21 protein-coding genes, 4 tRNA genes and 1 rRNA gene are annotated in these 24,103 nt (G+C 32.8%); 6 read left to right on the forward strand and 20 right to left on the reverse strand.

Translation table 11 applies throughout. The features are described from left to right. Nucleotides 1-152: 152 nt before the first annotated feature. The 8 genes from LN736_RS17145 to LN736_RS17180 all read right to left on the reverse strand — a co-directional run bounded on the left by LN736_RS17145 (nucleotide 153) and on the right by LN736_RS17180 (nucleotide 4,859). Nucleotides 153-228: transfer RNA gene (locus tag LN736_RS17145), tRNA-Thr, on the reverse strand. A gap of 9 nt (nucleotides 229-237) precedes the next feature. Beyond that, a tRNA-Gly gene (locus LN736_RS17150) sits at nucleotides 238-312 on the reverse strand. Between the two features lie 84 nt (nucleotides 313-396). Continuing rightward, entirely contained in the window at nucleotides 397-1,038 is a 642-nt protein-coding gene (sigH, locus tag LN736_RS17155; RefSeq protein ID WP_150358923.1) for an RNA polymerase sporulation sigma factor SigH, read from the reverse strand. A gap of 75 nt (nucleotides 1,039-1,113) precedes the next feature. Continuing rightward, nucleotides 1,114-1,626, reverse strand: a complete 513-nt coding sequence (locus LN736_RS17160; RefSeq protein WP_150358924.1) for an NYN domain-containing protein — start codon at nucleotides 1,624-1,626, stop codon at nucleotides 1,114-1,116. After that, a complete protein-coding gene (gene rlmB, locus LN736_RS17165) occupies nucleotides 1,623-2,450 on the reverse strand; it encodes a 23S rRNA (guanosine(2251)-2'-O)-methyltransferase RlmB (protein ID WP_229982074.1) in 828 nt (275 codons plus the stop codon). Before rlmB ends, LN736_RS17160 begins: the two co-directional genes overlap by 4 nt. Nucleotides 2,451-2,520: 70 nt before the next feature. Next, nucleotides 2,521-2,946 (reverse strand): Mini-ribonuclease 3, encoded by a 426-nt coding sequence (locus LN736_RS17170; RefSeq protein WP_150358926.1) that lies wholly within the window; start codon nucleotides 2,944-2,946, stop codon nucleotides 2,521-2,523. 107 nt (nucleotides 2,947-3,053) lie between these two features. Further along, nucleotides 3,054-3,752, reverse strand: a complete 699-nt coding sequence (gene ispD, locus LN736_RS17175) for a 2-C-methyl-D-erythritol 4-phosphate cytidylyltransferase (RefSeq protein ID WP_150358927.1) — start codon at nucleotides 3,750-3,752, stop codon at nucleotides 3,054-3,056. Between the two features lie 3 nt (nucleotides 3,753-3,755). Beyond that, nucleotides 3,756-4,859 carry a PIN/TRAM domain-containing protein gene (locus LN736_RS17180; protein WP_150358928.1) on the reverse strand — a complete coding sequence of 368 codons (1,104 nt, stop codon included), beginning with the start codon at nucleotides 4,857-4,859 and terminating at the stop codon, nucleotides 3,756-3,758. Nucleotides 4,860-5,205: 346 nt separating this feature from the next. On the opposite strand from LN736_RS17180, the gene LN736_RS17185 reads away from it, so the two are divergent. Next, entirely contained in the window at nucleotides 5,206-5,607 is a 402-nt protein-coding gene (locus tag LN736_RS17185; RefSeq protein WP_150357964.1) for a nucleoside triphosphate pyrophosphohydrolase family protein, read from the forward strand. 38 nt (nucleotides 5,608-5,645) lie between these two features. Here the strand turns inward: LN736_RS17185 and disA are convergent, their stop codons facing one another. The 8 genes from disA to LN736_RS17225 form a co-directional block, all read right to left on the reverse strand. Then, nucleotides 5,646-6,710 carry a DNA integrity scanning diadenylate cyclase DisA gene (gene disA, locus LN736_RS17190; protein WP_150357965.1) on the reverse strand — a complete coding sequence of 355 codons (1,065 nt, stop codon included), beginning with the start codon at nucleotides 6,708-6,710 and terminating at the stop codon, nucleotides 5,646-5,648. A gap of 14 nt (nucleotides 6,711-6,724) precedes the next feature. Further along, the gene (gene radA, locus LN736_RS17195; protein WP_150357966.1) at nucleotides 6,725-8,080 is read right to left on the reverse strand and encodes a DNA repair protein RadA; all 1,356 of its coding nucleotides are present in this window, start codon (nucleotides 8,078-8,080) and stop codon (nucleotides 6,725-6,727) included. Nucleotides 8,081-8,245: 165 nt separating this feature from the next. Then, complete coding sequence (locus LN736_RS17200) at nucleotides 8,246-10,684, reverse strand: ATP-dependent Clp protease ATP-binding subunit (RefSeq protein ID WP_150357967.1); 2,439 nt, start codon at nucleotides 10,682-10,684, stop codon at nucleotides 8,246-8,248. A gap of 20 nt (nucleotides 10,685-10,704) precedes the next feature. Then, nucleotides 10,705-11,742: a protein arginine kinase gene (locus LN736_RS17205; protein WP_150357968.1), complete on the reverse strand. Its 1,038-nt coding sequence runs from the start codon at nucleotides 11,740-11,742 to the stop codon at nucleotides 10,705-10,707. A gap of 2 nt (nucleotides 11,743-11,744) precedes the next feature. After that, nucleotides 11,745-12,293 carry a UvrB/UvrC motif-containing protein gene (locus tag LN736_RS17210; protein WP_150357969.1) on the reverse strand — a complete coding sequence of 183 codons (549 nt, stop codon included), beginning with the start codon at nucleotides 12,291-12,293 and terminating at the stop codon, nucleotides 11,745-11,747. A 57-nt stretch (nucleotides 12,294-12,350) separates the two neighbouring features. Next, complete coding sequence (locus LN736_RS17215) at nucleotides 12,351-12,836, reverse strand: CtsR family transcriptional regulator (RefSeq protein WP_150357970.1); 486 nt, start codon at nucleotides 12,834-12,836, stop codon at nucleotides 12,351-12,353. Nucleotides 12,837-13,004: 168 nt separating this feature from the next. Next, a complete protein-coding gene (locus tag LN736_RS17220; RefSeq protein ID WP_150357971.1) occupies nucleotides 13,005-13,637 on the reverse strand; it encodes a histidine phosphatase family protein in 633 nt (210 codons plus the stop codon). Nucleotides 13,638-13,738: 101 nt separating this feature from the next. Further along, nucleotides 13,739-13,972: a hypothetical protein gene (locus LN736_RS17225; protein ID WP_150357972.1), complete on the reverse strand. Its 234-nt coding sequence runs from the start codon at nucleotides 13,970-13,972 to the stop codon at nucleotides 13,739-13,741. 213 nt (nucleotides 13,973-14,185) lie between these two features. On the opposite strand from LN736_RS17225, the gene LN736_RS17230 reads away from it, so the two are divergent. The 5 genes from LN736_RS17230 (at nucleotide 14,186) to LN736_RS17250 (ending at nucleotide 21,220) form a co-directional block, all read left to right on the forward strand. Next, the gene (locus LN736_RS17230) at nucleotides 14,186-15,799 is read left to right on the forward strand and encodes a PucR family transcriptional regulator (RefSeq protein ID WP_229982075.1); all 1,614 of its coding nucleotides are present in this window, start codon (nucleotides 14,186-14,188) and stop codon (nucleotides 15,797-15,799) included. A 101-nt stretch (nucleotides 15,800-15,900) separates the two neighbouring features. Continuing rightward, nucleotides 15,901-17,517 carry an N-acyl-D-amino-acid deacylase family protein gene (locus LN736_RS17235; protein ID WP_229982076.1) on the forward strand — a complete coding sequence of 539 codons (1,617 nt, stop codon included), beginning with the start codon at nucleotides 15,901-15,903 and terminating at the stop codon, nucleotides 17,515-17,517. A gap of 82 nt (nucleotides 17,518-17,599) precedes the next feature. Beyond that, nucleotides 17,600-18,847, forward strand: a complete 1,248-nt coding sequence (locus LN736_RS17240; RefSeq protein WP_179978363.1) for an MFS transporter — start codon at nucleotides 17,600-17,602, stop codon at nucleotides 18,845-18,847. Continuing rightward, entirely contained in the window at nucleotides 18,831-19,976 is a 1,146-nt protein-coding gene (locus LN736_RS17245) for an ArgE/DapE family deacylase (RefSeq protein ID WP_179978362.1), read from the forward strand. Before LN736_RS17240 ends, LN736_RS17245 begins: the two co-directional genes overlap by 17 nt. A 74-nt stretch (nucleotides 19,977-20,050) precedes the next feature. Next, on the forward strand, nucleotides 20,051-21,220 hold the full coding sequence (locus LN736_RS17250; RefSeq protein WP_229982077.1) for a M20 metallopeptidase family protein: 1,170 nt from the start codon (nucleotides 20,051-20,053) through the stop codon (nucleotides 21,218-21,220). Nucleotides 21,221-21,287: 67 nt separating this feature from the next. Here LN736_RS17250 and fusA read toward each other — a convergent pair whose 3' ends face one another. From fusA to rrf, 4 genes are all read right to left on the reverse strand, one after another. After that, complete coding sequence (gene fusA / locus LN736_RS17255) at nucleotides 21,288-23,378, reverse strand: elongation factor G (protein ID WP_179978360.1); 2,091 nt, start codon at nucleotides 23,376-23,378, stop codon at nucleotides 21,288-21,290. Nucleotides 23,379-23,636: 258 nt separating this feature from the next. Beyond that, nucleotides 23,637-23,712: transfer RNA gene (locus tag LN736_RS17260), tRNA-Ala, on the reverse strand. A gap of 3 nt (nucleotides 23,713-23,715) precedes the next feature. Further along, nucleotides 23,716-23,792: transfer RNA gene (locus tag LN736_RS17265), tRNA-Ile, on the reverse strand. An 8-nt stretch (nucleotides 23,793-23,800) separates the two neighbouring features. After that, nucleotides 23,801-23,917, reverse strand: a 5S ribosomal RNA gene (gene rrf, locus LN736_RS17270). Nucleotides 23,918-24,103: the final 186 nt, after the last annotated feature.

Raw genomic sequence — 24,103 nt, forward strand, 5'->3', positions numbered from 1 at the left:
CTTACCATGATCTACATGCCCTATCGTTCCTATATTTACGTGCGGTTTCGTCCTTTCAAACTTCTCTTTTGACATTATTCTTCCTCCTTGTTTATAACACATTTTATTAAAGTAAACTTACCCTGGTGTGTTGTAAAAAACTCATGTATTATTGGAGCCCATGACCAGGATTGAACTGGTGACCTCCACCTTACCAAGGTGACGCTCTGCCTACTGAGCTACATGGGCAATTTAACTTGGAGCGGAAAACGGGACTCGAACCCGCGACGTCCAGCTTGGGAAGCTGGTGTTCTACCACTGAACTACTTCCGCCCATAAAACCTCTATTATATATCAAAAGTCACATACCGATTATCAATTTTAATACAAGTATATTTTTTTGTCAATATGTAATTTCTATTTATTAATTAAACACTTTTCTAACTTTCTTTTAACTCTCTGCAGTGCGTTATCTATAGATTTAGCGTGCCTGTCTAAATCACATGCAATCTCCTGATAGGACTTACCATCTAGATATGACATAAGCACTTCCATTTCTAAACTCGATAATACCTCACCTATCTCATTTTGTATGTGATTTAATTCCTCCCTGCTAATTATAAGTTCCTCTGGATCTGCTACTTTAGCTTCTGATAGTACATCCAGCAATGTCCTATCAGATTCTTCATCATATATAGGCTTATTTAAAGAAACATATGTATTTAACGGAATATGCTTCTGCCTAGTAGCAGTCTTTATAGCTGTTATTATCTGTCGGGTTACACAAAGCTCAGCAAAAGCTTTAAACGATGACAGTTTATCCGATTTAAAGTCTCTTATAGCCTTATATAAGCCTATCATGCCCTCTTGATAAATGTCTTCCTTATCTGCTCCAATCAAAAAATATGATTTTGCCTTAGATTTAACAAAATTCTCATATTTACCTATTAAATATTCTTGAGCCCTTACGTCCCCTTTTTTAGCTTCAACAATTACTTCTTCATCTAATTTTTCTGCAAAGGGGGAAATTTGTTTACTATTAAGACCTGCACTCTCCAAGATATCCCCTCCAAAACAAATATAAACCACACATTTTAATTATACATTAGAAATAAATTTACAGTCAATAGATTTTTAGTGACTTTTACGAATCTTTTCAAGTTTTTCCAGCATATCCTTTTCTATCCTGTCTTCTAGAGTATGTTTTTTCTCCGAATATTTATTTTGAATTTTATTTTTTATTTTTGATTCTATATTCTTAACTTCATGATAAAATTCAATAGAAGACATTCTCACCGCACCCCTTTGAAAAGTAACTTGCTGTTCTAAAGAATCAGAAGTAACTACAAAAACTTCATTTTTACGTCCTATATTATTCACTGTTTTTTCTATAAAAGAATCTGCAGTTTCACTTTCCTTGGTGAACACTACTATAACATTCTTATTTATTTTTTCTTTTTTCCCCAAGCTTCCTATAACCATATGGGCATCAAAAACTATAAAAATCTTATATCCTTTGTAAACTGCATAATTGCTCAACATTTCTATAAGTTCATGTCTTGCAGATTCAAAACTATACTTTTTTATATGATTTAATTGGGGCCAGCTATTTATTACATTATATCCATCTACGAAAATATTTCTCAATTTTTATCACTTTTTACTCTTTGTTTTAATATCTCATACATAAGTATACCACCTGCCACAGAAGCATTCAATGAAGCTATATTGCCATAAATAGGTATTTTTACTAACATATCACATTTTTCTTTGATTGATTTTGATATTCCCCTTCCCTCGCTTCCTATAACCAAAGCAACAGCTCCATTAAAATCAACATCAAAACAATAGCTCTGCCCATTCATATCCGCACCATATACCCATATATTTCTTTTTTTAAGTTTTTCTATTATATTATTTAAATTTGTAACCTTGCATATTTTCATATACTCTACTGCTCCTGCAGAAGACTTATACACAGCAGGTGTAATACCCACATTTCTTCTTTTGGAAACTATAATTCCATGTACACCACATATTTCTGCAGTTCTTATTATAGAACCAAAATTATGAGGATCTTCTATTTCATCTAATACAATTATAAAAGGAGGCTCTCCCTTTTTTTTAGCATATTCTAATATATCCTCAGCTTCACAATACTTATATGGGGTTACTTGAGCAATTACCCCCTGGTGAGCTCCCGTTTCCGAAATCTTATCTAATTTTCTTCTATCCACTCTCTTTACTACTATATTTTTTTCCTTTGCCATGGCAATTATGACTTTTGAAGATCCTGATATACTTCCCTCTGCAATAAATATTTGTTCTATAGTTTTGCCATTATCAGATTTCAAAGCCTCAATAACTGCATTTCTTCCCTCTATTAAATCTTCTCTAAAATTACTTTTATCATTTAAATTTGCCTTTTTACTAATATCTTTGTATTTTTTAACATTAAATTTATTTTTCATAACCATACCTTTTCTATTTTTATTTTGAGCTTTTATCCTCCTGATAACATTTCCCAGTAAACAAAGCCGTTTAAAATTTCCCTTCGCTTTCTAACATAATTATAGATCTAAATAAAAAATTCAATCTACCCAATCTTCCTGTTAAATATAAAAAACCCACTAGAGTTTCAAATCCAGTAGCAAATCTATATTCCTGTACATCTGCATTTTTAGGAACCGTTCCCGACTTAGCATTTCTCCCTCTCTTAAAGAAATACATCTCCTCTTCAGATAACTGTGTTTCCAATTTCTTTATAATCTCACTTTGAGAATGAGCTTTTACAAATTTTACGGCTTTCACGTGAAGATTATGCACTTGCATATCTCTATACTTATACACCAAATATATTCTCACAAATGTTTCATATACTGCATCTCCCACAAAAGCAAGTGTCAGAGGGCTTATTTGCTTTACACTGCTGCTATCCCATTTCACATCAAATAAATTATCTTCCATTTCAATCTCCTATTTCCAAGTTATCAAGTATCTGTTATGTTTAGGTGGAGTCTTTCCCTATAATAGATAATAGCCTTTACATAAACAATTATATATCTCAATTCACATTAATGACCTTCTTCTATATTCTCCAACATACTCTCTGCCACATTTAAATCCTCAGGTGTAGTTATCTTTATATTATCATAGCTTCCTTCATATAAATAAACCTTATTCCTACAATACTCCACCACCATGGTATCATCAGTAGCCTGAATTTTTTCTTCAATAACTGTTTTATGGCAATCATAAATCAAATCATATTTAAAACATTGAGGGGTTTGAACTAAAAAAAGTCCTTCTCTACTCAAAGTACCTTTGGAAAATCCATTTTTGCCTTTACTCTTTATCGTATCCTTGGGTTTCATTCCACAGGCACATGCTCCATACATATTGGCATATCTTATTCCATCTTTAATAATCTTTTCAGTTACAAAAGGTCTTGCTCCATCATGGATTAAAACAATATCGCAATTCTCCAAAGCCTTTAATCCATTAAACACTGAATTTTGACGTTCTCTTCCCCCCTCAACTATCTTTTTAACTTTATTCAAATTATATTTTTCAACTACATTCTTTCTGCAGTATTCAATTTCATTTTTTGCGCAAACCACTACAATATTATCTATGAAAGAATTCTTATTGAAAGCATTTATAGAATAATACAACAGCGGCTTACCTTTAATATAAATAAACTGTTTATTGACATTACCTTTCATTCTTTTTCCCCTGCCAGCTGCTACAATAACAGCACAGTTTTTGCTCATAGATCATATATCTCCTTTTTGCTTTGCAAATATCATCCTTCCCGCTGCTGTCTGTAAAACAGATGTAACTACCACATCCTTTGTTTCTCCTATTGATTTTTTACCTCCCTCTATGACTATCATTGTCCCATCATCCAAATAAGCTATACCCTGTCCTGATTCTTTACCATCTTTAATTATCTGCACTTTCATTTCCTCTCCTGGAAGAACCACTGGCTTCACTGCATTTGCCAATTCATTTACATTAAGAACTGGAACGCCCTGGAATTCTGCAACTTTATTTAAATTATAGTCATTGGTAACAACTTTTCCATTCAAAACTTGAGAAAGCTTTAAAAGCTTACTATCCACTTCTTCTATCTCGGGGAAATCTTTTTCATATATTATTACATCAATATTTAATTCCTTTTGAATTTTATTTAATATGTCCAATCCCCTTCTACCACGAGTTCTCTTTAATCCATCTGAAGAATCAGCTATATGTCTCAGTTCTGCCAATACAAAATTAGGTATGACAAGGGGTCCTTCTACAAACCCAGTCTGACATATATCAAATATTCTTCCATCTATTATGACAGATGTATCTAAAACCTTAGGATATCCCTTATGTTCATTTCTATTCTTCTTCTCTTTACCACTTTGAAACCTTCGAGAACTTATATTAGAAATCAAAGACATAAATTCTTCTCTCTTTCGTATGGCAATATTGGCACCCAATGCAGCCATAAGTATAGCTACTACTACCGCCAATATAGCACCTACAATTGGAACCTTAGACAGCAGATCCAGAAACACCACTGACACAAGAAGTCCTATTAATGCCCCTACAACCCCAAATAGTATCTCAGTTGCAGGAATTTTTTGAAGACTTTTCTCAACATAGTCCATTACCTTCATAATAACAGAATTAATCCATGGCGATATTAAAAACATTATGATTCCAAAAATTGCCGTCAATATAATTAAAAACAAAATTTTTTTTACAGGACCGTCATATAAATAATTTATTGTGGAAAAATAAGTGGAATCTATGGCACTTTTTCCCACAAGATATCCTAATATTAAGCCTATTATTGTAAAAAGTCCTCTAAGTATTTTTTTTAACAATAGACTCACCTCCTCTATACTAATTAAATTATATTTTCTTTTAACAATCCTTTTAACAATTAATATATATTAAGAAAATAATTTTTTCAATAAAGTTAGCTTTATTTAATAAATTATTCATTTAATATGAATAATTTAATTTATTTATTATCCCTTATATAATTATATCAAAAATTGAGATCCATAAACAATTTTGTCCATTTTTTACATACTAATCCCCCTATTCATAAAATTATTCTTGGTTTATTATATAATAAATAAGATAAGTTTCCACCTAACAAGATCATCTAAAACTACAATTAAATTTGTAGATAATATGCTAAATTTATATAAGGAGTTGAACTTAATGAAAGATGTAATCTTTGATGATTTCCAGAACACTGTAAATGAGTCATTATTAAGGCACAAAAGTATTTTAGATATAATAACTAAACTTCAAGAGTCAAATGCCAGAATAAATAGAGCAATTGTAAAATCCGTTACAAATTGCGGTTGCATAGAAGTTTGCGCTAAAAAGCAAAATATACTTGAAAATACTAATATGGATATTGAATCTTTAAAAACATGTTTGAGTACACAAATAAAAGGGACATTATGTGATAATTGCAGGGATGTAATACAAAATGAGATAGGTAATAATTTATTCTATCTTACATCACTGTGCAATGCACTGGATTTAAATTTATACGATATACTCTTAAAAGAATATGATAAAATAACTACCCTTGGTAAATACTCTTTTAGATAATTTTTAGCACAAAATAATATGACTATATTTATTTTGTGCTAAAGCTTATTATCTACCATGATCTGCTCTCTAAGCCGCCTAAGTCCATTTTTTATAGCTCTGGCTCTAGCTTCACCTATACCTTCCACTTTATCAAGATCTTCATAGGATGCTTCCATAACTCCTTTAAGTTCCCTGAAGTTTTTAACTATATTATCTATTACATTAGATGGTATTCTGGGAATTTTGCTTAACATTCTGTATCCTCTCGGGGATATCAATGTATCTACAAGAGGTACTCCCACATACCCCAGTGCTTTAGATATAAAATCAAGATTCAACAGTTCATCTGAACTTATGCCTTGAATTTGCTTATATATATCATCATAATCCATATCACTTTGGCAGTAATCTCTTATCATAAATATTCCATCTCGCTCAACTCCCTTAATAAGTTCGTTTAACTGCATGGAAATCAGCCTTCCCTCATTTCCCAATTCACATATATATACTTCGATTTCAGAAACCACTCTCATTACCATTTCAGTTCTCTGAATAGCAGTCATTACATCAAACAGCGTAACTATATCCTGAAATTCAAGAATATTGAGATTGCTAACCACCCTATCCAACACGGATACATATTTTTCCAAAGTTTGGAGAGCCTGATTAGCTCTCGCTAGCATAACACTACTATCTCTAAGTACATATTTAATATACCCCTTATATATAGTTATAACATTCCTTCTCTGAGAAATTGCTATAACTATGGCTCCAGTCTGTTTTGCAACTCTATCTGCAGTCCTGTGTCTCGTGCCAGTCTCAAAAGTCGGAATACTTGAATCTGGAATAAGCTGAGTATTTGCATATAGTATCTTTTTTAAATCACTGCTGAGTATTATAGCTCCATCCATCTTTGCAAGTTCATATATATAAGAGGGGCTGTAATCTGAATTAATAGTAAATCCACCATCTACAATTTTTAATATCTGTTCGCTGTCTCCTAATACTATTAGTCCACCAGTTTTCGCTTTCAATATATTTCTGAGCCCTTCCCTAAGCTGAGTCCCTGGTGCTAAGAGTTTTAATATACTTTTAAGTTCTTTTTCCTTTTCCAATCTCAAAATTATCACCCTAATTAAAAAACTTTATTCAATACCTCCTTCAAAGAAGATATTCCTATGATATTTATTCCATTAATATTTATTTTTTCTTTACTTCTATCTGGTACTATTATATTCTTAAATCCCATTTTTTCCGCTTCATTTACAATCCTGCCACAATAGGATACAGGTCTAACCTCACCTGTGAGACCAATTTCACCTACGGCCAAAAAATTATCCAATAATATATCTTTGGCTTTAGCACTGGATATAAGAGCAATTGCAAGGCCTAGATCACCAAAAGTACCATCTATTTTAAGGCCTCCTACCACATTTACATAAACATCACAATTGTAAAACGGTATTTTAAGCTTCTTCTCCAATACTGCCAAAATTAAATTCAACCTGGAGATATCCACTCCAACCACTGTCCTTCTGGGAATAATAGCCTTGGTCTGACTAACTAAAGCCTGTATTTCAACCAGAATAGGTCTTTTACCCTCCATTATACCTATAACAACGGAGCCTTCTTTCTGAGATGTCCTTTCCTCTAAAAACACTTCAGAAGGATTCATTATTTCTCTAAGTCCGTTTTCTATCATCTCAAATACACCAATCTCACTGGTAGTACCAAAACGATTTTTAACAGTTCTAAGTATTCTAAACTCCCCTGTTCTTTCACCTTCAAAAGATAACACAGTATCTACCATGTGCTCAAGCACTCTTGGTCCCGCTAGTTCCCCTTGTTTAGTAATATGAGCCACTATAAAAAAGGATATATTATTTTCTTTCCCTATACGCATAATATCGTTAGAAGTTTCTCTTACTTGAGACACACTACCCGGTGCTGAGCTAATAGATTCTTTAAATAAAGTCTGTATAGAATCTACAACTACAAATATGGGTTCATTTTTTTGTACATGTTCCTCTATTTTATCCAAATTAGTCTCGGAAACTATAAAGAGATCATCAGATAATGCCTTAAGCCTATCCCCCCTCATTTTTATCTGTTCTTCGGACTCCTCTCCTGAAACATATAATACTTTTCCATATCTTTTGGCAATATTACTGGCAGTTTGCAAAAGTAATGTGGATTTTCCTATTCCTGGAGCACCTGATATAAGTGTAATAGATCCCCTCACAATACCTCCACCTAAAACTCTGTTCAATTCCATTATACCAGTATCAAGTCTTTCATATTCACCTGATTTTATATTATTTATACTTTTAGGTGTACTGCTAAATCCTAAATGCTTAAAAGATTCTATTTGAGGGGACTTAATTTCTTCCACCATACTGTTCCAACTGTTACAACTAGGACATTTCCCGAGCCATTTTGGAGATTGATATCCACATTTCTGGCACGTAAAAACAGTTTTTTTTCTTGCCACTCAATTGTCTCCTTTCATATTAAAACATGATCATACAACATTTTTAACTACTTTTGTAAAAAATGTTTAGATTTCAATAAAAATTAAGCTTTATGCCTACAAGGCATAAAGTTTAATTTTTATCTTTTTAAAATAGCTTCAAGAATCATCTAGTTAAAGATACTCCTAATTAACTTTGTCGAAAAATAATTCTTCATTATTTACATCTACCTTTACATTATCTCCTTTTTTGACATTTCCTCTAAGCATTTCCTCTGAAAGTTTATCTTCTACAATTTTCGTTATAGCTCTTCTCAGCGGTCTTGCACCATAGGTTATATCAAAACCTTCCTTTGCCAATAATTTTTGGGCTTCTTCAGTAAAATTAATTTTTATATCTTGATCCATAAGCCTTGCAGAAACACTTTTCAACATGAGTTTTACTATTTGTAATAAATCTTTTTTCTCCAATTGATGGAAAACTATTATATCATCAATTCTATTTAAAAATTCAGGCCTAAAAGAATCTTTAAGTTCTTCCATTATATTATCTTTCATTTTTTCATATTGACTTTCCTTTGTGCTTTCATCTTCAATTGCAAATCCCATGGATTTTTGTTTTCTTATAGTAGATGCCCCCACATTGGATGTCATTATTATTATGGTATTTTTAAAGTTTATAGTCTTTCCTTTACCATCCGTCAATCTTCCATCTTCAAGTATCTGCAGCAGTATATTGAATACCTCAGGATGGGCTTTTTCTATTTCATCAAATAATACCACTGAATATGGATTCCGCCTTACTTTTTCAGTAAGCTGGCCGCCTTCATCATAACCCACATATCCTGGGGGAGAGCCTATAAGTCTAGATACAGTGTGTTTTTCCATGTATTCGGACATGTCAATTCTTATCATGTTATTTTCATCACCAAACATGGCTTCAGCTAATGCCTTTGACAGCTCTGTTTTTCCAACACCAGTAGGTCCCAAAAATATAAATGAACCTATAGGTCTTTTCGGATCTTTAAGTCCCACTCTAGCTCTTCTAACTGCCCTCGATATGGATTTAACTGCTTCGTCCTGTCCTATTACTCTCTTATGGAGAATATTTTCCAAATTCAACAGTCTCTCCGATTCCTTTTCAGTTAATTTTTCCACTGGAATATTAGTCCACTGAGATACAACCGATGCAACTTGCGGTTCTCCAACTATGAGGGTGGATACTTCTTTCTTAGTTTTCCAATTAGTTTTTAATCCCTCTAATTTATCCTTTAATTTCTTTTCCTCGTCTCTTAATTTAGCCGCTTTTTCAAAATCCTGAACTCTAATAGAATCTTCTTTCTCCTTAGTTATCTTTTCCAGTTCCTCCTCCTTTTTCTTTAGATCAGGTGGAGCAACCAGATTTTGTATTCTCACCTTAGCAGCCGCTTCATCAATTAAATCAATGGCTTTATCTGGCAAATATCTATCCGTAATGTATCTATCTGACAAATTTACTGCGGCATCAATAGCCTCATCTATTATCTTCACCCTATGATGTGCTTCATATTTATCTCGTAACCCCTTTAATATTAAAACAGCTTCTTCTTTAGTAGGTTCCCCTACTAATATAGGCTGAAACCTTCTCTCAAGAGCAGAATCTTTTTCAATATACTTTCTATACTCATCTATAGTTGTAGCTCCAATACATTGAATTTCTCCTCTTGCTAAAGCAGGCTTTAATATATTTGATGCATCTATAGCACCTTCAGCTGCTCCTGCCCCTATTATAGTATGAACTTCATCAATAAACAATATTACATTACCTGATTTTCTTATTTCTTCCATAACTTTTTTAAGTCTTTCCTCAAATTCTCCTCTGTATTTTGAACCTGCTATCATGGAGGAAAGATCCAATGTGACCACTCTTTTCCCTTTTAAAAGCTCAGGAATATTAGCTGAAACTATTTTTTCTGCAAGTCCCTCTGCTATGGCAGTTTTCCCTACACCAGGATCTCCTATTAAACAAGGATTATTTTTAGTTCTTCTGCTCAATATTTCAAGAACCCTTTGAGTTTCTTTCTCTCTGCCTATTACTGGATCCAATTTTCCTTCTCTTGCCATATCAGTCAAATCCCTGCCAAACTGATCAAGCGTTGGAGTAGGTTCACCCTTTTCCTTTTTAGTTCCATTTAAATTTGAAGACTGCTCTCCTGAAAGCGCATCTACGAGCTCTTTTCTAAGCTTATTGAAATCTGCTCCTAAATTATTTAAAATAGTAAAAGCTACACCTTCTGACTCTCTAATTAGCGCAAGCAAAATATGCTCCGGGCTAATATAATTATGATTCAAGTTTCTAGCTTCAAACAAACTCAATTCTAAAAGCCTCTTTGTCCTAGGGGTAAGTGGAATCTCCTTGTTATATAGATCTATTTCTCCTCTGCCCTCATATTCTTCTATAAAGCTTCGCACTGTTTCAATAGTAATATTCATATTATTTAAAAGATTCTTAGCTATTCCATCTTCTTTTAATATACCAAGAAGTACATGTTCCGTACCCACGTATCCATGTTGAAGCGCTTGAGCTTCTTCTTGGGCGTAGATCAGCACTTTTTGTGCCCTCTCTGTAAATCTTCCAAACATCATAACCAAATTCACCTTCCCTTTTACTGGGCTGTATTTACAGCCAATTTTTCTCTAACGAGCTTTGCTCTATTAAAATCTCTTTCATTACTCGACAAATTTTTATCATATTGCTTTTGTATAGCAGCCGGTTGTATATTCACTAAAAGATCATTTAATGTAACTTTATTCACATCATTAATTATTCCCATCTCTACTCCCAATCTTACATCGGATAAAAGCTTCAGGCATTCATTTGAATTTAAAAGTACAGCTGATCTCAATACACCAAGTGCTCTATAAATTCTATCCTCCAGCTCATATTTATATTTTTTCATAAGACTGCCTCTGGAAATTTTCTCCTCATTTATCACCTGAATAACTATAGCCTTTAAGCTGCTTAATATTTCTTCTTCACTTCGTCCTAAAGTTATCTGATTAGAAATCTGGTATATGTTTCCCACAGGTTTAGAGCCTTCACCATACAATCCTCTAATGGTCATTCCAACCTGGGCCAATGCATTCAACAGTCCATTCATTTGATTATTCAGTGAAAGTGCCGGCAGATGCAGCATAACAGATGCTCTCAATCCCGTGCCAATATTAGTAGGACATGCTGTCAAATAACCTAACTTTTCATCAAAGGCATATTCTAGATTTTCTTCAAGAAGATCATCAATTTTATCACTTAAGCTATAGGCTTCTTCTAAATTTAATCCTGCTGTTATACACTGAATTCTTACATGATCCTCTTCATTTATCATAATACTTACGGTTTCTTTATCATTGAGAATAAAAGCGGTTTTATCACTATTTTCTATTAAATTTTTGCTTATAAGATGTTTTTCCAGATAAAGCTGCCTCTCATTATTATTTTTTTCCCATAAATAATTAGTTTTAAATTCCTGTCTAATTTCCGGTGAAGTATAAAAAGCATTTTCTATACCTTTTATTACATCCCTGCTCCTTTCTACATTTAATTTACGAGGGAAAGGAACTTTAGCCAAATTTCTCGCCAGCCTCATTCTGCTACTTATAACCAAATCTTCCTTATTATCACAAGTAGTAATCCAATTGTCCACAGCTAATCCTCCTTTCTGTTATCTTTATTTTGCCCATTTTGTCCCTCTATGTCTTTTATCATGTCTCTTATTGTGGCTGCCTTCTCATACTCTTCTAGAGACACTGCATTTTTAAGATCTGCTTTCAATTTTAAAAGCTTTTTCTCTTTAATCATATTTTTTCCAGCTCTTTTTGGTATTTTCCCTTTATGATCTAAATTAACCTGAACTCTTTTAATAATTGGGCCTAAAATATTGCTAAAGTTTTTATAACACTCGCTGCATCCTAAAAGACCTGTTTTTTTAAATTCATTATATGAAGTTCCACAATTTTTACAGGATATATCAAAACTCTTATACTGCTCGTTATTGGCATTTATCATATAATCCATAATTCCGCCTAATATATTCTGGAAACTAAATGGAGATACAAAATCTATCTGAGGTACAAAATTAAGTTCCCCTTTTTCCATGGCACATTTTTCACATAAATTAATATCCCGTCTGGAACCATTTATTATCTTCGTTATATGAACTGTAGCTTCATTTTTTTTACATATATCACAAAGCACATTATCACTCCCATATATATTGTTATTACTTTAACACAATTTTATTATATCACATATTTATCTATTAATAACAAATTTAGGTGTATTAAATATAAGCACCATAACTGCCTTTAATATCTCTGCCCTCAATTTATTCTTGCTCTCAAGTTGAACATTGTTTAACGTCCTATCATTTATTACAGTCTTTAATATCATATTTTCCCTTTCCGTTATTACTTCCTCTTCAAATAATCCCTCTATGATCTTTACAGCTGAATTATAAGTTATACTATCTCCTATCTTTCTGATTATGGTTTTAAGCAAATTTTTATTGCAATTAAACTCAATCTTTCTTATAATTATACATCCGCCGCCACCTCTTTTACTTTCTATATAATAACCTTTATCCATAGTAAATCTAGTAGTCAACACATAATTTATCTGGGAAGGAGCACAACTAAAATAGTTGGCCAAATCATTTCTTCCAATCTGAAGCTGAGTTTCATCGCTATTATTAAACATATCTTTTATAAATTCTTCTATTATATCTGACAGTCTTGCCACCTTATCACCTTCTGACTTTGACTTTCTTTGACCTTTATTTAATAATATTATTTATATCCCTTTTAATCAACTTCTATATAAGCTAATATTAAGCAATTTACATTCATATATTCAATATATCTGATATTTTATCCATTTTTTAAAATATATATTAATTTTAATTGCAATTTATATTGTCTCTACCTTTTTCACCTTCCCTAAATGTGACAAATCCCCATATAACACAACCGTAGCTTGTCCATTTTGTATATTTACTTGACTCAAACTCGTCTGATGAATATAGGGTGTATGCCATAACTCATCCAAAGACATACCCTGAAAATATGACATTATTATCTTTAAAGTCACAGCATGAGTTACAAATAATACACTTTTGCTCTCATATTTATTTATAACTTCTTTAATTAAGGGTATTATTCTTGCTCTCACCTGTTCAAATTTCTCGCCGCCAATTGGCTCATAAATTTTAGGGTTAGTCCAAAAATTATGAAGCTGTTCTGAGTTTTTTTTCTCAATTTGTTTTTGATCAAAACCTTCCCATTCTCCTAAATCTATTTCCATAAGCCTTTCATCTTTTATTATGGGTATATTTTTGGAATTTACTAATATTTTTGAAGTCTTTATTGCTCTACCCGACGGACTGGAATACACCACACTAAAATCAATATTTTCCAATCTTTTTCTTAATAAATTAGCTTGTCGAATTCCTCTCTCAGTAAGAGGTGAATCCTTTCTACCCTGCATTCTCATTTCAGTATTCCACAATGTTTCTCCATGCCTTGTCATATACAATTTAATCATACATTTCTCCCCTTATCAACAGTTTAACATTATTTTACATACGACATAGTTCTTATAATTTTTTATTATACCATACAATTTTTATTTTTTTAATTTATTCCCTACATTTTAAATGCTTTTATGTAACGCCGCTTTCCATCACAAGTTTCATTTAAGCTAACAGTAAATTTTTTATTCTTCAGCATATTGCATATTATTTCTTTATTTTCATCATCATCTCCATCTATCTCTATCGTCAAATTGTCATTTTCCCCTATTATCGACATATAATCATATACACTACTATAATCCTCTAAAACAATCTTCCCTTTTATATTCATTTTATATTCAGACATATTATCTATCTCCTGTAGATTAAGTACTTATTAACAAAATTATTATTTATTCTAAACAGCCAAAATATACATAAGCTTAAAAATTTGAAAATATATCAGATAACTTTACTTTTACCCTATCTACAGGATTTCAATCAAAATTTATAAATAGAAAACTTCCAACATATATTATATATTAAAAATAGAACAATTAATAAAAAAGGGGGAGATTATATGTCAATAACAGTTGAAAATATGCTTAAAATTAAAAGTTTCTCTGACTTTAAAATATTAGCAGGACATGATGGAACAAACAGAAGGGTTAAATCCGTCACTGTCATGGAAGCACCAGATATGTATAAATGGCTAAAGGGCGGCGAATTTTTTATTACAACTGGTTACTGGATGAAATATGTACCTAATAAAATTGAAGAATTGATAATTAAAATTGAAAATTCAGGTGCTTCTGCATTTGGCATAAAACTCAACAGGTTTATCGATGCACTCCCGGATAAAGTGCTCAAAACAGCTGACAACCTATCCTTTCCAATAATACAGATACCTTCTTATTGTGCATTTATAGACATTATAAATCCTGTACTTTCTTTAATTATAAATCAACAAGCTCTAAAACTAAAGTATTCCGAAAATATTCATAGATCATTTACTTCTCTTGTTATAAATGGAGGTAACACACAACAAATAGTTGATACCCTGGGAAATATATTGAAAATCGATGTTGCATTTTATGATACATATTTTGATAAAAAATACGTCAATTCAAATTTGGATAAGTTTTCCAAATTCTTTAATGACATTAAATCATTTGAAATAGATAAAATTTTGTCGTTATATGATCATTATCCAATAAATATAGATAAAAAAAATTATGGATATATTATTATATCCAACGAAAAAATAAAAAATAAATATGTGTCTGAATACAATAAAATGGTTGTAGAACACGCAAGTACGGTATTAAAACTCGATATTCAAAAAAAAATATCCAACATGCAAATAGAAGAAAAATATAGAAATGAATTTGTAAGAGACTTAATAACAAATAATATAAAAACAAGTGAAGAAGTAAAAAATAGATCCAAACTCTATAATTGGAATTTTGACGCAGGGATAATATCTATTATTGTAGATATAGATAATTTCAAGATGAATTATCTAAAAATAAAGAACAAAAAAATGAATTATAGTCTTGAAAATACAAAACTAATCATATTTAAATCTGCAATAAAAATTTTAAAGAAATATTTTAAAGAAGTTCCCTATACTACATTCAATGATAGCCTTACCTTATTAATTAAGCCTATATATAAAGATAAATTAAAATTTTCCAACAAGTTAAAAAAAATATGCAGAGAAATAAATGCAAACATACTAAAAAAAACCAATTTTACAGCTACTATAGGAATTGGAAATTATGAATCATCAGTAATGAATTCTCATATAAGCTATAAAAATGCTAAAATGGCAGTAAAATTAGGACGAATTATATACAAGTGTAATAACGTAATTTCTTATGATGAACTTGGTATATATAAATTATTGTCGCTAATATATAAAAGTAATGCTGCAAAAAATTTTTATTTATCTAATTTACAGGAATTAATAGATCACGATAAAAAAAATAATGGAGATTTGCTAAATACACTATACTATTTAATAAAAAACAATTGGAACCTTAAGGTTACTTCTGAAAAAATGTATTTACATTATAATACTATAAAATATAGGTTTAATAAAATTAATGAACTGCTAAATGTTGATCTCAGAAATTCTGAAGAAAGAATAAATATAACCATATCCTTAAAATTAATGGAGATGGCTGAGTAGTACAAAACTCAGCCATTATTTTTATATTATTGGAACAGTGTAAATGCTATATGCTAGTGATAAGATATACCAAATAAGTTATTAGAAAGAGGGTTTATAAATTGTACGATATTGTAATAAAAAATGGAAAGATCATATCAGGATGCGGAAATCCCTGGTATAAAGCAGACATAGGCATAATAGGCGATACTATATCTCACATAGGAAATATTTCAGAAAAAGATGCAAATGAAATAGTTGATGCTGAAGATCTCATTGTTTGTCCTGGCTTTATCGATGCACATTCCCATGGAGATCTAAGGATACTTGGTGAACCAACGGCCTCAGAGAAATTAATGCAGGGTGTAACAACTGAAATAAACGGCCAGTGTGGAATAGGAATTGCCCCAATAAAAAACGAAGACAAAGAAAATTGGAGAAATTATATTTATGGAATATTCGGAGAATATCCTGAAATTCACTTCAACTGGAATACGTTAGAACAATACCTAAAAGAAGTTGAAAAAAAGCAACCGTCAATTAATGCTGGATATTTGGTAACTTTCGGAGCCGCAAGGCTTATGGTAATGGGTTTTGACAGTAGAGAACCCAATGATGATGAGATAAAAAAAATTGTACAAATTATCGATGAATCTATGAAGTCAGGAGCCTTCGGTATGTCTCTAGGTATGATATATGTCCCAACAGTATTTGCAACTAATAGAGAACTGATAGAAACCTGTAAAATAGTTGCTGAAAATAATGGTGTGGTAGGAATACACATGAGAAATGAAGGAAATGATTTGATAAATTCAGTGCAGGAGGTAATTAATCTAACCAAAGAAACCGGAGTCTCCTTTCAAATTTCCCATTTAAAAGCTGGTGGAAAAAATAATTGGCATAAATCCATAGATAAAGTTATCAAAATGATTGAGCTAGCTAGAGAAGATGGATTTGACATAACCTTTGATCAATATCCTTATGATTCATGCAGTACCATGTTAAGACAGGTTCTGCCTCCATGGGTTCTCGATGGGGGAAATGAAAAAATGAAAGCAAGAATTTCAGATAAAGATATCAGGGTTAAAGTCAATAGGCAGATAAACGGGGAGTCTCCCGTGGATGGGCTGACTTCAAAAGCCGGTTGGGACAATTATGCTAATCTAGGCGGGTGGGACGGAATACTTATAACTTCAGTGAAATCCAAAAATAGCCAGAAATGCTTAGGGAAAACCATTAAACAGCTATCAGACGAAATGAATAAAGAACCTATAGATGTAGTATGTGATTTATTAATAAAAGAAGACGGTGCAGTTGGAATGGCAGTATATATGATGTGTGAAGATGATGTAAAAACTATTTTAAAACACGAATTAGGAATGGTTGGAACAGATGGACTATATGGCGGCAAACCACACCCAAGATTATATGGCACATTTCCAAAAATACTTGGTAAATATGTAAGACAAGAAAATTTAATATCTCTAACTACAGCTATAAGAAAAATAACATCATACCCTGCTCAAAGATATGGAATTAGAGACAGAGGAATGATACTGCAGGGGATGAAAGCGGATATCACAATATTTGATGAAAATAAAATCATTGATAATTCCACATTTAATGATCCATTTCATTATCCTGACGGGATAAAATATGTACTAGTCAATGGGAAAATTGAAGTAAAGAATAATAAGATTGTCAATAAAGGTAATGGAAATGTACTACTAAAAAAATAATACATTTTTCTGTTCAATTCTAATATATTAATATTAGCGTTCTAAAATCCAGAATATTATGAATTAAAGGAAGGGAAAAAGCATGCCAAAAAAAAGAAATATAATCTTACTAATTTTATTTATCACATGGACTGTATGCTACATGGACAGAATGGTAATGACTGTTGCCATACCATATATCGCTAAGGATTTTAATTTGACATCAGTTGAAATGGGTGTTGTGATAAGTGCATTTTTCTTAGGATACGCACTTTTTCAAATCCCAGGGGGTATGCTGGCAGATAAATTTGGGGCCAGAAAAGTCATGGCTATAGCCGTTTCATGGTGGTCAGCATTTACTGCCTTTACTGGTATGGCTACTTCGCTGCTTAGCATGTTGATCATTCGATTCCTATTTGGCCTGGGTGAGGCCAGTTTTCCGGGAGGTTCGTGGAAAACCGTTTCCACCTGGTTCCCAAAAAAAGAAAGGGCAACCGCCAATTCTTTTATGCTGTCTTCAAACTCTTTAGGTCCTGCAATTGCACCTTTATTTGTAGTAGGAATTATGGCAGCCTTCAGTTGGCGATCTGTATTTTATTTTCTGTTTATTCCAGGCATGATAGTTGTTGCATTAATCTTATACTTTGTAAGAAATAAACCTGAAGATAGCAATATGATATCCCCTGAGGAATTAAAAATAATCAATGAAAAAGACCCTGAAGAATGCTCAGCTAATAAACTAAGTTTTAGGGATGTTGTTAAACTTCCTGTGGTATGGAAAATATTTTTTACTTTTTTCGCTTTTGACATAGTGTTTTGGGGGTTTTCTTCCTGGATACCCACTTATTTAGTAAATGCACGTGGTTTTAAATTAGTAAAGATGGGCATAATTGCATCACTACCTTTCTTCGCAGGAACAATAGGAACTGTTGCAGGAGGTTATTTTTCCGATAAATATTTTGTCGGTAAGCGCCGCTTTGTAATTATAATTTCCTTAATATCTACAGCTCTCTGTTTAATCTTAACTTATATAACTCCAAATGAAGCATTAGCTATGACTTTTTTAACTTTTACTGGATTCTTCGTCTGCATGGCATTTGGCGGTATTTGGGCTCTCCCAATGAATATTTTACCTTCTGAGGTAATGGGTTCATCCTCCGGACTTATTAATTTTGCCGGTCAAATTGCAGGATTTATTTCACCAATTGCAATAGGATTTCTAGTTCAAATGGCTGGAGGTTCGTTTGGAATAGCATTTGCCTTTCTTGTCGTTGCCTGCCTTATTTCCACTAGTATTGCGTTCACAATACATGAAAAGAAAGAGGTGAATATAAATGGAAAAACAAATTGAGTTTCTTAAAGAGCTTTTAAATACTAATAGTGTAAATCCTCCTGGTAATGAAGAACAAATTGCCAAAATAATCGCTAAAGAATTAAATGAAAACGGCATCGCCTCAACCATACGTCCTATAGAAGAAAACCGTGCTTATTTAATAGCAAAGCTTAAAGGAAATGGTAACAAAAAAAGTTTAGTATTTTCAGGACATATGGACACAGTACCACCAGGAGATATTCCCTGGAAATACAAACCTTTTGAGGTACAGGAAATAAACGGACGTCTTTATGGCCGTGGAGCATCAGATATGAAAGGTGGACTGGCTGCTTTAACAATGGCTATGGTTGAAATCGCTAAAGAGGGGATCCCTTTAGAAGGTGATCTCATTTTAGCTGCTACTGCAGGTGAAGAAGTTGATAGCCTTGGAGCAAAAGCAGTAATACAAGATGGTATTTTAAAAAATATAGGGGCGATGATAATCGGAGAACCAAGCAGCAATGAAATTTTTATTTCTCATAAAGGAGCATTATGGCTTGAGGTGATTTCTTATGGTAAAACTGCACATGGTTCAATGCCAGATAAGGGAATTAATGCAATTGAAAATATGAATTCTTTAATAAACATTCTCCACAACAGATTTAAATTTAAATATAAGGAAAACAACCTGCTTGGAGAGCCAACTTTAAATATTTCTATTATTTCCGGCGGAATCAGGACTAATATGGTTCCTAACATATGTAAAATGCAAATGGACATACGTACAGTTCCAGGACAAAATCATCAAGAAATTATATCAGATATTAAATTCCTAATAAAAGAAATCGAAAAAAATTCCAATGCTAAATTTGAATTAAAAATATTAAATAACTTAATAGCAGTTGAAACTTCAATGGATGATCCATTCGTTGAATTGGCACAATCTACAGCAGATGAATTATTTAATTATGAACACAAATTTAAAGGAGCAAAATATTATACAGATGCATCCACATTTGTTTCTGGATTAAAAACCAATTTTCCATTATTTATTTATGGTCCAGGTGAAGAATCAATAGCACACCAAGCAAATGAATATATAGAAATAAGCAAATATTTGGATGCCATTAAATTTTATAAAAAAATAGCCTTAAGATACCTTAAATAATATGCCTTATAAAGAGAGTATAGTAAATAATTTTAAGGTTCTAATGAGAATTATCTAGTTTGGAGATGATAAAAATGACCATCATGGAAGAAGCTCAAAAAATTAAACCCTGGATGGTGGATCTCAGAAGGGATTTTCACATGCATCCGGAGCCATCTTTTGAAGAAGTGAGAACATCAAAAATCATAGCCCGTGAACTTGAAAAAATGGGTATAGCTGTGGCTACTACAGGTAGAACAGGAGTTATTGGACTTTTAAAGGGAAAGGGGACTGGAAAAGTCATTGGACTTAGGGCTGATATCGATGCATTGTCAGTTACAGAGGATACAGGGCTCCCATACAGTTCAAAAAATCCGGGTTATATGCATGCCTGTGGTCATGATACTCATATTGCGGAACTTTTAGGGGCTGCAAAAATATTATCGGCTTTAAAAGACAAATTAAACGGCAGTGTAAAGTTCATTTTTCAACCTGCTGAAGAGGCCGCAAGCGGTTCCGATTATATGATAGAGCATGGGGCACTTGAAAATCCAAAAGTGGATATGATTATTGGAATGCATACTTTTGGAATGATTGAGACGGGTAAGGTAGTGGTTCAAAAGGGACCTTTTATGGCATCCGGTGATGAATGGCAGCTTACTGTAGAGGGTAAATCCTGTCATGGCTCATCACCCTGGCAGGGAGTGGATGCAATGCCCTGTGCAGTAGCCATTATGGAAGGGTTCCAGACCATTGTCAGCAGATTCAACGATGCCAGGAATCCCATAGTTATAAATGTTGGAACTGTAAAGGCAGGGGAAAGATTTAATGTGGTTCCCGGTAAAGTTGAGATGACAGGGATGAACAGGGCTCTATCCAGTAATTCCAGGAAAATGATGCCAAAATGGATGAAGAAAATAATAGATGGTGTCTGCAGTGCCTATGGCTGCAAATATGACTTTAAATATAAAGATGGATTTAAACCCACTATTAACGACGATAAATCCACTGAATTTGCCAGGAAGTCCGTGGCCAAATTGATAGGTGAAAAAAATATTATTCAGGTAGGTAAGATCATGGGTTCTGAAGATTTTTCCTCATATCTTGAAAAGGTACCGGGTACATTTATGATACTTGGCGGTGGAAACAAAGAAAAAGGATGGATGTATTCCCAGCATTCCAATCATTTTACTATTGATGAGAACTGTCTTCCTATAGGAGCAGCAGTTTATAGTCAGATGGCAGCAGATTTTTTGAAGAATTAATAAAGTTACTTGATTGAAGGGACCGGTGCACAAATTTAATTGTACACCAGTCTTTTATTAACTTATTTTACCCTTCTTTAACTTTTATTTTATTCTTATTTTCTATTATCTTATTTGCTTCAGAACTTGGCACCTCTTCATATCTTTCAAATCTCATAGTAAAACTTCCTCTGGCCTGGGTCATGGATCTTAAATCTGTAGCATATTTAAACATTTCAGCTTGAGGAACTTCGGCTATTATTATTTGATTTCCTTCTGAACTCTCCATTCCCAGTACTTTTCCTCGTTTTTTGTTGATGTCCCCAATTATATCTCCCATATAGTGCTCGGGAACAGATATCTCCACATGTTCAATAGGTTCCAATAATATTGGTTCAGCTTCCATAAGTCCCTTTTTATATGCTAGTGAGGCTGCAACTTTAAATGCCATTTCTGATGAATCTACAGGATGATATGAGCCATCATGAAGTGTGGCTTTTAATCTTATTACAGGATAGCCAGCCAATACTCCATGATTTACACACTCCCTTAGACCTTTTTCCACTGCTGGTATATACTGTCTAGGTACTACCCCTCCTACTACTTTATCCACAAACTCTAAATCATCTTCCCCATCAGTCCTGGGCTCAAATTTAATTCTCACATCTCCATATTGTCCATGTCCTCCTGATTGCTTCTTGTGTTTCCCTTGAACATCTGAAATTTTCTTTATGGTTTCTCTATAAGGTACTTTTGGTTCCTGTAAAACAACTTCCACACCGAATTTAGATTTTAATTTACATGATATTACATCAATATGAGTCTCGCCCAATCCAGATATTATCACCTCTGCATTTTCCGTATCTCTAGATATTTTAAAAGTAAGATCTTCTTCTACCATCTTATTCAATCCGTTTAATATTTTATCTTCATCATTTTTAGATTTAGGTAAAACTGCCATTGAAATTACAGGCTGCGGAAATTTAATATCTTCAAATATCACAGAGGACTTAGGATAACATAGTGTATCCCCCGTACTTGTAAATTGTAGTTTAGATACAGCGCCTAAATCCCCAGCCGTTATTTCAGAGGCAGGAATCTGCTGTTTACCTCTTAGAAAATACATGGATCCCATTTTTTCATTTTTGTTCTTTTTAACATTATGCACTGTCATATCAGATTTCAACTTTCCCGTTATAACTCTAAACAAAGATAATTTACCAACAAAAGGATCCGCTATAGTTTTAAAAACAAATGCTGAAAAAGGTTCTTTTTCATCTATTTTTATAGTGTGTTCAGAGTCATTTTTTATATCTATAACTTTAATAGGCTCTATATTTTCTGGTGATGGAAAACATTCAATTATATCTTCAATAAAAGTCTCTATTCCTATTCCAGTTAAAGCAGAACCACACATTACAGGCACTACTTCTCCCTTTGAACACCCCTTTATTAAACCCTCATATATATCCTCATCGCTTAAAGTACCTTCATCGAAATATTTATCTAAAAGTTTTTCATCTGTCTCTGCTACGGCTTCCATTATCATATTTTTACATTCATCTACTTTTTCTAAAATATCTTCAGGTATATCCCCTTCTTCCATAGCTTTAGTTTTACTATTAAATATCCTAGCTCTTCTTGAAATAACGTTTACAACACCTTTAAAATCGCTTTCTTTACCTATAGGATACTGAACAGGTACTACAGATATACCAAATTTCTGCTTTAATTCTTCCATCACCTTTCCAAAATTAGAATTTTCCCTATCTAGCTTATTCACATAAAAGGCTCTTGGTAAATTGTTCTTATTTAAATAATCCCAGGATTTTTCTGTCCCTACCTGTATTCCTGATACACCTGATACAACAATCATTGCTGTATCAACAGCTCTTAATCCTTCCACAGTTTCTCCTATAAAATCAAAATATCCTGGCATATCAACTAAATTTATCTTTACATCATTATATTCACAAGAAACTATTGATGTAGATAAAGATATTTTTCTCTTTTTTTCTTCAGTGTCATAATCACTAACAGTATTTCCATCTTCAATTTTCCCAAATCTATCTGTAGCTTTCGTATAGTAAAGTATTGCTTCTGTTAATGTAGTTTTCCCAGATCCACTGTGACCAATAATTCCTACATTTCTTAAATATTTTGTTGAATAATTTTTCATAAGCAATTCCTCCTCTTACTTTGCACTTAGTTTATATATTCTACTTACAACTTAAAATCCCTGCTAAAATCAAATAAATTTTCACACTAATTTGATTTTACTCAATATATAAAAAAATAAATATATAAAAAATAGGCCAAAAATAGACATAACTTTTGGTCTTTAAAAGGATTTAAAACTTTAACTTTTTCAGTCAACAGACGAATATTAAGCGCTATATATGATAACTAAAAAAAGAGTAACAAATTGTTACTCGTATGGTGGAGATAAAGAGATTCGAACTCTTGACCCTCTGCGTGCAAGGCAGATGCTCTCCCAGCTGAGCTATACCCCCATATGGTGGACCTTCAGGGACTCGAACCCCGGACCAACCGGTTATGAGCCGGTTGCTCTAACCAACTGAGCTAAAGATCCATATATTTACCTGGCGACGACCTGCTCTCCCACAGGGCCTCCCCTGCAGTACCATGGGCACTGTGAAGCTTAACCTTCCTGTTCGAAATGGTAAGGGGTGTTGCCTTCACGTTATTGCCACCAGATATTTTTACCGAAAATTACTACTAACTTCGCATTCCTTCGTCAAGTCTTTCGCTGCGGTGCTCACTTACATGAGTAAGCTCTGCTCCTCACTCGAGTCTTTCCTTGAACTGCTCGCTATTACTAATTTTCTTATAAATTGCTATTAACTTCGCAATATTTCGTCAAAACATTCATTCCGATGCTCA

This window comes from Clostridium aromativorans (assembly GCF_020908015.1).
Taxonomy (GTDB): Bacteria; Bacillota; Clostridia; order Clostridiales; family Clostridiaceae; genus Clostridium_B; species Clostridium_B aromativorans.

Excerpts from the sequence above, each read along its gene's own strand:
- LN736_RS17200 (WP_150357967.1), bottom strand. The coding sequence starts at position 10,684 with ATGATGTTTGGAAGATTTACAGAGAGGGCACAAAAAGTGCTGATCTAC.
- rlmB (WP_229982074.1), bottom strand. The coding sequence starts at position 2,450 with ATGAAAAATAAATTTAATGTTAAAAAATACAAAGATATTAGTAAAAAG.
- LN736_RS17250 (WP_229982077.1), top strand. The coding sequence starts at position 20,051 with ATGACCATCATGGAAGAAGCTCAAAAAATTAAACCCTGGATGGTGGAT.
- LN736_RS17230 (WP_229982075.1), top strand. The coding sequence starts at position 14,186 with ATGTCAATAACAGTTGAAAATATGCTTAAAATTAAAAGTTTCTCTGAC.
- LN736_RS17225 (WP_150357972.1), bottom strand. The coding sequence starts at position 13,972 with ATGTCTGAATATAAAATGAATATAAAAGGGAAGATTGTTTTAGAGGAT.
- LN736_RS17245 (WP_179978362.1), top strand. The coding sequence starts at position 18,831 with ATGGAAAAACAAATTGAGTTTCTTAAAGAGCTTTTAAATACTAATAGT.
- fusA (WP_179978360.1), bottom strand. The coding sequence starts at position 23,378 with ATGAAAAATTATTCAACAAAATATTTAAGAAATGTAGGAATTATTGGT.
- LN736_RS17240 (WP_179978363.1), top strand. The coding sequence starts at position 17,600 with ATGCCAAAAAAAAGAAATATAATCTTACTAATTTTATTTATCACATGG.
- LN736_RS17185 (WP_150357964.1), top strand. The coding sequence starts at position 5,206 with ATGAAAGATGTAATCTTTGATGATTTCCAGAACACTGTAAATGAGTCA.
- LN736_RS17220 (WP_150357971.1), bottom strand. The coding sequence starts at position 13,637 with ATGATTAAATTGTATATGACAAGGCATGGAGAAACATTGTGGAATACT.
- ispD (WP_150358927.1), bottom strand. The coding sequence starts at position 3,752 with ATGAGCAAAAACTGTGCTGTTATTGTAGCAGCTGGCAGGGGAAAAAGA.
- LN736_RS17170 (WP_150358926.1), bottom strand. The coding sequence starts at position 2,946 with ATGGAAGATAATTTATTTGATGTGAAATGGGATAGCAGCAGTGTAAAG.